This window comes from Shigella sp. FC1661 (genome assembly GCF_001712525.1).
In the GTDB taxonomy this organism is placed as follows: Bacteria; Pseudomonadota; Gammaproteobacteria; order Enterobacterales; family Enterobacteriaceae; genus Escherichia; species Escherichia coli.
Genome location: NZ_MDGW01000069.1, coordinates 1 through 9,363 on the forward strand (window position 1 = coordinate 1; position 9,363 = coordinate 9,363).

6 protein-coding genes and 3 pseudogenes are annotated in these 9,363 nt (G+C 49.9%); 3 read left to right on the plus strand and 6 right to left on the minus strand.

What is annotated here, in order from left to right:
• A pseudogene (locus tag BFF42_RS05280) lies at positions 1 to 292 on the plus strand (IS1-like element IS1X2 family transposase); the annotation flags it as partial.
• Here the strand turns inward: BFF42_RS05280 and BFF42_RS05285 are convergent.
• The 5 genes and pseudogenes from BFF42_RS05285 to melR form a co-directional block, all read right to left on the minus strand.
• A pseudogene (locus tag BFF42_RS05285) lies at positions 284 to 853 on the minus strand (phosphoethanolamine transferase domain-containing protein); the annotation flags it as partial. The pseudogenes BFF42_RS05280 and BFF42_RS05285 overlap by 9 nt on opposite strands.
• 103 nt (positions 854 to 956) lie before the next feature.
• The gene (gene adiC / locus BFF42_RS05290; RefSeq protein ID WP_000093175.1) at positions 957 to 2,294 is read right to left on the minus strand and encodes an arginine/agmatine antiporter; all 1,338 of its coding nucleotides are present in this window, start codon (positions 2,292 to 2,294) and stop codon (positions 957 to 959) included.
• Positions 2,295 to 2,430: 136 nt separating this feature from the next.
• On the minus strand, positions 2,431 to 3,192 hold the full coding sequence (gene adiY, locus BFF42_RS05295) for a DNA-binding transcriptional activator AdiY (RefSeq protein WP_001217059.1): 762 nt from the start codon (positions 3,190 to 3,192) through the stop codon (positions 2,431 to 2,433).
• A 324-nt stretch (positions 3,193 to 3,516) separates the two neighbouring features.
• Positions 3,517 to 5,784, minus strand: coding sequence for an arginine decarboxylase (gene adiA / locus BFF42_RS05300; RefSeq protein WP_077897104.1), 2,268 nt, complete (start codon positions 5,782 to 5,784; stop codon positions 3,517 to 3,519).
• Positions 5,785 to 5,982: 198 nt separating this feature from the next.
• Positions 5,983 to 6,891: a transcriptional regulator MelR gene (melR, locus tag BFF42_RS05305; RefSeq protein WP_001090754.1), complete on the minus strand. Its 909-nt coding sequence runs from the start codon at positions 6,889 to 6,891 to the stop codon at positions 5,983 to 5,985.
• A 282-nt stretch (positions 6,892 to 7,173) separates the two neighbouring features.
• Between melR and melA the strand changes: the two genes are divergently transcribed.
• Complete coding sequence (melA, locus tag BFF42_RS05310) at positions 7,174 to 8,529, plus strand: alpha-galactosidase (RefSeq protein WP_039059718.1); 1,356 nt, start codon at positions 7,174 to 7,176, stop codon at positions 8,527 to 8,529.
• A 102-nt stretch (positions 8,530 to 8,631) separates the two neighbouring features.
• Positions 8,632 to 8,820: pseudogene (locus tag BFF42_RS05315) on the plus strand (MFS transporter); the annotation flags it as partial.
• A 9-nt stretch (positions 8,821 to 8,829) separates the two neighbouring features.
• Here the strand turns inward: BFF42_RS05315 and BFF42_RS05320 are convergent.
• On the minus strand, positions 8,830 to 9,363 hold a 534-nt coding region (locus tag BFF42_RS05320), incomplete at its 5' end, for an IS3 family transposase (protein WP_039060271.1).

Genomic DNA, 9,363 nt, shown 5'->3' on the forward strand with positions numbered 1-9,363 from the left:
GGCGCACGTCTTCGGTGAACGCACTCTGGCCACACTGGAGCGTCTTCTGAGCCTGCTGTCGGCCTTTGAGGTCGTGGTATGGATGACGGATGGCTGGCCGCTGTATGAATCACGCCTGAAGGGAAAGCTGCACGTTATCAGCAAGCGTTACACTCAGCGCATTGAGCGACATAATCTGAATCTGAGACAACATCTGGCAAGGCTGGGACGGAAGTCACTGTCGTTCTCAAAATCGGTGGAGCTGCATGACAAGGTCATCGGGCATTATCTGAACATAAAACACTATCAGTAAGTTGGAGTCATTACCCAACGAGGCGTAGTCTTTATAAAACAGTGCGGCGACCAGCAAAATCAGTAGTACAGAAACCAGAATATTGGCTCCACGGAAAAGAACACTGCGCAGACGCGAGGTGGCAGGTTTGATTTTTATCCAGCAGGCAATCAGCGCAGCAAGCACGCCGCTGAATCCCAGCGTTAATAACATTTGCGGTGTCATCAGCGCATAACTTTCTGCCGGAGTGGTATCAATAATATTGGCAATCATCGAGCGGTCGATGACGATGCCGTAAGTCATTATGAAATATTGTGCAGCCGCGCCAACCAGAATAAACAGGCAGGCCAGTGGTCGATTAAGCCATAAGAAAGAGCTTAGTGTCAGGACAATATTAATCACGCTGAAAGCGACGACCGGCATCGACAAGAAAACCAGTACGTTATGCAGCGAATCCAGCGGCAGCGCCTGCAACACCTGTTTAAAAAAGGCAATATTCAGGCAGATAGAGATATAAAAAGCGGCCAACAATAGCCAGGCGAGTAAATTCAAAGAGGGTCTTTTTAGTAGGCGCTTCAACATCACGGTGTTTCCATCGAACAAAGTGCGCATATGCTCGCAAAGCAAAATTAAGCCAACCTTAAGTTCTTAAGGTTGGCTTTTATGTTTGCTGGATTAAGGGGAATTAATCTTTGCTTATTGGTGCATCTAAGGGATACGGGTTTTTATGTAGCCGGTTGTAATTCAGCGCATACATGGCGGTGATGACCATCAGGGTGACAAATGACCACATAACCTCTTTCGCTCCGGACCCCACCACGGCCCAGATGCAGTAGAGGAAGGCAATGGTAGTAACTGCCAGATATGCCGGGCGTGCTTTACCAAAGTGACCGTGTCCGAGCAGCAGTAACGCCGCACAGGTGTAAAGATATGGCACCAGTGTAAAGATGACCGAGACGGAAGAAACCAGACCGAACTCTTTGGTCGCGTTTGGTGAAATGCTGCTGAGCTGGAAGATGGTCATCAAAATACCGACGATAATCAGCCCCGCCACTGGCGTACCCGCTTTATTTACACGGGCAAAAATCGGTGGGAACAGTCCGTCATCGGCAGCGGCTTTCGCCGTTTGACCCGCCAGCAACGTCCAGCCGCCCAGTGAACCTAAGCAACCCGCAGCTGCGCAGAAGGAAACAATGGCCCCGGCGGTGTCACCCAACGCCATCCGTGCGGCATCACCGAATGGCGAAGCAGAAACGCGCAGTGCGGCATTAGGGATCATCCCCATAATCGCGGTGGTAGAAAGTACATAGCAAACGGCGGCAATCAATACCCCACCAATGGTGGCGATAGGGACATTGCGTTTCGGGTTTTTCACCACACCTGCGGCAACGGAGGCACTTTCCACACCGATGAACGACCACAGCGTAACGTTAAGGGTACTTTGAATTGCACCGAAGGTGCCCAGGCCGCTGACGTTCCATGCCGCCATATAGGTTTCACCACGGAACCAGAACCAGCCAAATACGGCAATCCCGACGATGGGGATCAGCGCCAGCACGGTGGCAACTGCCTGCACACGGGTGATCATTTTCGGACCGACAATGTTCAGCAGGACGAAGATCCACAGCACCACGACGCAGGTGATGGTTAATACCAATGGATCTTTCAGAATCGTGAAGAAGTAACTTAAATATCCTACGCCAATGACCACCATGGCGATATTGCCGATCCAGCAGGCCAGCCAGTAGAGGACGTTGGTTTGATAACCGAGAAACGGGCCAAAGCAGCGGCGGGCGTAAGCGTAAGAACCACCAGGACTTGGGTCGAGGAACGACATTTTGGCGTATACCATCGAGAGCCCCAGTGCACCGATAATCGTCACCAACCATCCATAAATGGCAATCCCGCCAGTGGAGGCCAGGTTTGCAGGTAACAGAAAAACACCTGACCCCATAATATTCCCCGACACCATCAGGGTGACGGGGATTAAGCCCACTTTGTGAGCATCAGCATCCGAAGACATAATTAAACTCCTGCGAAGGCGAGCTTCGTGACAATAAATTACGTCATATCATACGCCTGCATTCGATAGTTGAATTATTATCGACCGGGTTATCGCTGATGCCGTTATTAATATAGCTCTTCGTTAAGGTTAAAAATCAGGCGACAGTGCGTTCTCTGTGCTGACTAACATAATGCAGCGGCGTCATACCGTAGAAGTCTTTAAAGACAGAAATAAAGTACGACGTACTGTTGTAGCCGCAGGACTGTGATACCTGAGAGATATTTTTACCGTCCATCATTAATTCATTTACGGCATAACGCATGCGGCAGGTGGTGATTATTTGGCTATAACTGGTGTTTTCGCTTTTCAGCTTTTTCTTTAACAGACTTGGGCTAAGACATAAACAACTGGCTACCATACTAAGATTCCAGTCTTTGTGAATATCGCTTTCAATAATTTGATAAACGCTGTCACTTACACAATTACGTAACATATACATCATTAATGAAAGGAATTTTTTACTGTCGAGAAAACGGGATAGCACCGTGAATAATAATGCGCGTGTTCGTTCCTTTTCTGACTCAGTTTCTGCGGGCATCATGCTGTGTTGCGCGGCAACGCGAAAGACGTCTGGCGTCAGGCATGGCAGGGTGAGTATGGGCGTAGCGCTACGTTGCCATACTGGTATTTGCGAGAGATCTTTATTCAGAAACCGGAGGTAATCTTTGATGATGTCGTGACTAATATGAGCAACCAAAGTGTTGTTAAGAGAGGAGACGTCGATAATATTATTTTCACAATTTAATAACGCCATATGGTTAGCTTTAAGGCTAATAGGTTCTTTCCCATTCACCCTTATCCAGACATCTTTTTCAGTCAATAAAACAATACAAGGTTGGTCGCTGCAAATCCTCATACATGTACTCCTGAGTGCGAATAAAAGACCAGTTCTCGCTAAAGCAAAGCGATACCGGGAAATGGTTATATAATTGTATGACGAATATAAACATACATAAAAATAACGAGTTTTACTAATATTACAAATTTTTATAGTAATTTCTCATGTACATATTTTTTTACAGGGTAAATAACAGGCAAAAAAAAGCGCGGGGTGGGGCCGCGCAAAAAGTATGACATTTTTGTTTGCAGCAATTTTTATGAAAACGTTGCCATACTCAAAAGGCCTAAGGCCAGGCGGCGTAATGTTATTTAAACAATTACGCCTTCAGCGGAATAGTGGTTACGCTTTCACACACATAACGTGGTAAATACCGTCAATAATTTCAGTCCCTTCAGTTTCGTGTTCAAATCCAGGGAAATGGTGGTCCCAGGATTGCAGCGAGCGTAAATAACTTACTTGCGGACTGTTTTTATCGCCGAAGTTTTCACCAGACAGCAGCATCGGGATTCCTGGCGGATATGGGATAACTGAGTTTGCCGCGATGCGTCCTGGCAGATTTTCAATGGATACCAATTCGACATTGTTGTCGACAATCGCGTTGTACGCTTCACGCGGGGTGATTTCCGCCACCGGCAGGCCGGAATAGGCTTCGTTCAACCGTGCGCCAGGGTTGTTTTCTTTCAGCCAGGCAAACATGGTGTCACCCAGATCGTGAATCCCCATGTTCGCGTAAGTGTCAGGATATTGTTCAACAAGTTCCGGCATCACCTGCGCCAGCGGTGTGTTGGCGTCATAGTGGCGTTTGAAGGAGCAAAGGGTGTTAACCAGAGTCCCCCATTTCCCACGGGTTACGCCCATAGAGAACAGGAACATAATTTGGAAGTCAGTGGTGCGGGTAGGCACAATGCCGTGGCGACCAAGCCAGGCAGTGACCAGCGCCGCCGGAACACCGGTTTCTTCCAGTTCACCATCTTCACCCATTCCCGGAGCAAGGATGCTGACTTTAATCGGGTCGAGCATACTCCAGTTATCCGGAATATCTTTGAAGCCGTGCCAGCTTTCGCCCGGATGCATTACCCAGTAGTCCTGAACGGTGGTCAGCAGTTTGGTTGGTGCGTCAGCAAAGTCATAGGTTTTGCCGGTTTGTGGGTCGGTGACGACTTCTTTGTTCCACGGTTTGAAGAACCAGCTACCGTCAGCGGTGAACTCTTTATACAGCCGCGCCATCGCCTGACGGAAATCAACCGCTTCGTCGATCACTTCCTGCGTCAGTGACAGGCCGCTGTTGCCGTCCATCATCGACACCGCCACGTCGTTGGATGCGCAGATGGCATACAGCGGGGAGGTGGTGGCATGCATCATGTAGGCCTGGTTGAAGCGGGAGAAGTTAATCGCCCCACGACCTTCACGTACATGAATATAAGAAGCCTGTGAAAGCGCATTCAGCAGTTTGTGGGTGGAGTGGGTGGCGAAAACGGTAGGACCGTTGTGATCGCTAGGTTCGCCGCGCATGGCATAGTGATCGGCATAGATCGGGTTGAAACGTGCATAGCCGTACCAGGCTTCGTCAAAGTGCAGACGATCGGAGGTTTTTTCCAGCAGATCCTGCGCTTCTTTAGCGTTATAACACACGCCGTCATAGGTGCAGTTGGTCACCACGCAGTAAGACGGTTTTTGCCCGGCTTTGTCTTTAGTCAGCGGGCTTTCACTGATTTTCTTCTGCAAGGTTTCAGGTTGCATTTCCTGCGGATAGATTGGCCCGATAATGCCGTAGCGGTTGCGGCTTGGCACCATGTAGACCGGTTTCGCGCCTGTCAGCATCAAGCCTTGTTCGATGGATTTATGGCAGTTACGGTCAACGACCACGACATCGTTATCGGTCATGCAAGCCTGCATGATGGTGCGGTTAGAGCCGGAAGTACCGACGACTACCGACCAGGAGCGATCGGCACCAAATACGCGTGCGGCATATTTTTCGCTTTCGCCAAATGCGCCAGTATGGTCAAGCAAAGAACCGAGGGAAGTTCGTTCGATGCCCATATCGGTGCGGAACAGATTTTCTCCATAGTAGTCATGGTAGAAACGTCCGGCGGGTGTTTTGGTAAAACCAACGCCGCCCTGGTGGCCTGGCGCTGCCCAGGAATATTCATGGATGTCGCTATATTTCATCAGCGCGCTGAACAGTGGCGGCAACAGCTGCTGGCGGTAGCGGGTCATAGCGGCAACGGCGCGTCCGGCGATAAAGTCGGTGGTATCTTCCAGAATCCAGGCGAATTCATCGACAAGCTCCAGCAGGTCGCGATCCATTGCGGCGAGGGCTTTTTCCCGATCGCCCAACAGGAAGACCGGCACGTTTTGTTGGCGCTCATGAAGCTTACCGATCAATTGTCTGACGTTTTGATGTTCGTCCGGATGTTCCATTTGATAGCTGAACATCAGGCAGTCAATGGCTTCGTTTGAAGAGAGAATGGCAAAACCATCATCAAAGGAGGTGGATTTAATCACGGTAACATTTTGCTGGCTTAAAGCATCTGCCAGACGCTCAACGGCGTTACCGACCCAGGTGTCTTGATGGAGAAACTCGCTTTCAACAATTAATACTTTCATCATTGCTTACCCGGTTATGAAGGAATCTTCGTTGCGGGCAAGTATCTTCCGGCCTTTTCGGGCTGTAAAGCGCGTGAAAAACAAACATTTTTGAAATATTTATTTTTATAAACAATGCGTTATGTGATTATTTTAAATTATTTTCACTGCTTGTTATCGACGGCTAAACTATTTTTTTGGCTGATACTGATATCGTCTTTAGCCGGGAAACGTCTGGCGGCGCTGTTGGCTAAGTTTGCGGTATTGTTGCGGCGACATGCCGACATATTTGCCGAACGTGCTGTAAAAACGACTACTTGAACGAAAGCCTGCCGTCAGGGCAATATCGAGAATACTTTTATCGGTATCGCTCAGTAACGCGCGAACGTGGTTGATGCGCATCGCGGTAATGTACTGTTTCATCGTCAATTGCATGACCCGCTGGAATATCCCCATTGCATAGTTGGCGTTAAGTTTGACGTGCTCAGCCACATCGTTGATGGTCAGCGCCTGATCATAGTTTTCGGCAATAAAGCCCAGCATCTGGCTAACATAAAATTGCGCATGGCGCGAGACGCTGTTTTTGTGTGTGCGCGAGGTTTTATTGACCAGAATCGGTTCCCAGCCAGAGAGGCTAAATCGCTTGAGCATCAGGCCAATTTCATCAATGGCGAGCTGGCGAATTTGCTCGTTCGGACTGTTTAATTCCTGCTGCCAGCGGCGCACTTCAAACGGGCTAAGTTGCTGTGTGGCCAGTGATTTGATCATCATGCCGTGAGTGACGTGGTTAATCAGGTCTTTATCCAGCGGCCAGGAGAGAAACAGATGCATCGGCAGATTAAAAATCGCCATGCTCTGACAGGTTCCGGTATCTGTTAGTTGGTGCGGTGTACAGGCCCAGAACAGCGTGATATGACCCTGATTGATATTCACTTTTTCATTGTTGATCAGGTATTCCACATCGCCATCGAAAGGCACATTCACTTCGACCTGACCATGCCAGTGGCTAGTGGGCATGATATGCGGTGCGCGAAACTCAATCTCCATCCGCTGGTATTCCGAATACAGCGACAGCGGGCTGCGGGTCTGTTTTTCGTCGCTGCTGCACATAAACGTATCTGTATTCATGGATGGCTCTCTTTCCTGGAATATCAGAATTATGGCAGGAGTGAGGGAGGATGACTGCGAGTGGGAGCTCGGTTTTCACCCTCTTCCCAGAGAGGCGAGGGGAGCGTCCGAGCATCATGAGGCCGAAAACTCTGCTTTTCAGGTAACTTATTACCATAAACTCAGATTTACTGCTGCTTCACGCAGGATCTGAGTTTATGGGAATGCTCAACCTGGAAGCCGGAGGTTTTCTGCAGATTCGCCTGCCATGATGAAGTTATTCAAGCAAGCCAGGAGATCTGCATGATGACTGCACCCAAAATTACATTTATCGGCGCTGGTTCGACGATTTTCGTTAAAAATATTCTTGGTGATGTGTTCCATCGAGAGGCGCTGAAAACGGCGCATATTGCCCTGATGGACATTGATCCCACCCGCCTGGAAGAGTCGCATATTGTGGTGCGTAAGCTGATGGATTCAGCAGGGGCCAGCGGCAAAATCACCTGCCACACCCAACAGAAAGAAGCCTTACAGGATGCCGATTTTGTCGTGGTGGCATTTCAGATTGGCGGTTATGAACCTTGCACGGTGACTGATTTCGAGGTCTGTAAGCGGCATGGTCTGGAACAAACCATTGCCGATACGTTGGGGCCGGGCGGTATTATGCGCGCGCTACGTACCATTCCGCATCTGTGGCAAATTTGCGAGGACATGACGGAAGTCTGCCCCGATGCCACATTGCTCAACTACGTTAACCCAATGGCGATGAATACCTGGGCGATGTATGCCCGCTATCCGCATATCAAACAGGTAGGGCTGTGCCATTCGGTGCAGGGAACGGCGGAAGAGCTGGCGCGTGACCTCAATATCGATCCGTCCACGCTGCGTTACCGTTGCGCTGGTATCAACCATATGGCGTTTTACCTGGAACTGGAGCGTAAAACCGCCGACGGCAGTTACGTGAATCTCTACCCGGAACTGCTGGCGGCTTATGAAGCAGGGCAGGCACCGAAGCCACATATTCATGGTAATACTCGCTGCCAGAATATTGTGCGCTACGAAATGTTCAAAAAGCTGGGCTACTTCGTCACGGAATCGTCAGAACATTTTGCCGAATATACGCCGTGGTTTATTAAGCCAGGTCGTGAGGATTTGATTGAGCGTTATAAAGTACCGCTGGATGAGTACCCGAAACGCTGCGTCGAGCAGCTGGCGAACTGGCATAAAGAGCTGGAGGAGTATAAAAACGCCTCCCGGATTGATATTAAACCGTCACGGGAATATGCCAGCACAATCATGAACGCTATCTGGACTGGCGAGCCGAGTGTGATTTACGGCAACGTCCGTAACGATGGTTTGATTGATAACCTGCCACAAGGATGTTGCGTGGAAGTAGCCTGTCTGGTTGATGCTAATGGCATTCAGCCGACCAAAGTCGGTACGCTACCTTCGCATCTGGCCGCCCTGATGCAAACCAACATCAACGTACAGACGCTGCTGACCGAAGCTATTCTTACGGAAAATCGCGACCGTGTTTACCACGCCGCGATGATGGACCCGCATACTGCCGCCGTGCTGGGCATTGACGAAATATATGCTCTTGTTGACGACCTGATTGCCGCCCACGGCGACTGGCTGCCAGGCTGGTTGCACCGTTAAAACGCGACTAAACGCTACTGCGCCGGGGGATTTATTCCGGCGCACACCTCTGACGATACCAATAACAGAAGGCGGGCGTTGGTAACAGCGACCCGATACCCTATGAGCATTTCAATGACTACAAAACTCAGTTATGGATTTGGAGCGTTCGGGAAGGATTTTGCGATCGGCATTGTGTATATGTACCTCATGTATTACTACACCGATGTCGTTGGGCTGTCTGTGGGTTTGGTCGGTACTTTGTTTCTGGTGGCGAGGATCTGGGATGCTATTAACGATCCGATTATGGGATTGAAGTGGTCAACAAAAACTGGCCACCGAGTTAGAGTTTTTCCAGTATCGATTTTCCGATTCGTTTGGGGGTAACCCACCGTTATATTCGTGCGGTCTTAGTGCGCTGTAATATCCAACGATATAGTCCGTTATGGCGTGAGCTGCCTCGCTGAAGCTTACGTAACCCACCACCGGCATCCATTCGTTCTTCAGACTCCTGAAGAAGCGTTCCATTGGGCTGTTATCCCAGCAGTTTCCGCGCCGGCTCATACTCTGTCTGATCTGGTATCGCCACAATAACTGCCGGAACTGCCTGCTCGTATAATGACTGCCCTGATCGCTGTGGAACATCACCCCGCCGGGCTTACCACGGGTTTCCCATGCCATTTCCAGCGCTTTCATGGTGAGCCTGCTGTCCGGCGAGAACGACATGGCCCAGCCCACTGGTTTTCTTGCGAACAGGTCGAGAACAACGGCGAGGTACGCCCAGCGCTTACCCGTCCAGATACAGGTCACATCACCGCACCACACCTGATTTGGCTCGGTCACGGCGAACTGCCT

Excerpts from the sequence above, each read along its gene's own strand:
- adiC (WP_000093175.1), bottom strand. The coding sequence starts at position 2,294 with ATGTCTTCGGATGCTGATGCTCACAAAGTGGGCTTAATCCCCGTCACC.
- adiY (WP_001217059.1), bottom strand. The coding sequence starts at position 3,192 with ATGAGGATTTGCAGCGACCAACCTTGTATTGTTTTATTGACTGAAAAA.
- adiA (WP_077897104.1), bottom strand. The coding sequence starts at position 5,784 with ATGAAAGTATTAATTGTTGAAAGCGAGTTTCTCCATCAAGACACCTGG.
- melR (WP_001090754.1), bottom strand. The coding sequence starts at position 6,891 with ATGAATACAGATACGTTTATGTGCAGCAGCGACGAAAAACAGACCCGC.
- melA (WP_039059718.1), top strand. The coding sequence starts at position 7,174 with ATGATGACTGCACCCAAAATTACATTTATCGGCGCTGGTTCGACGATT.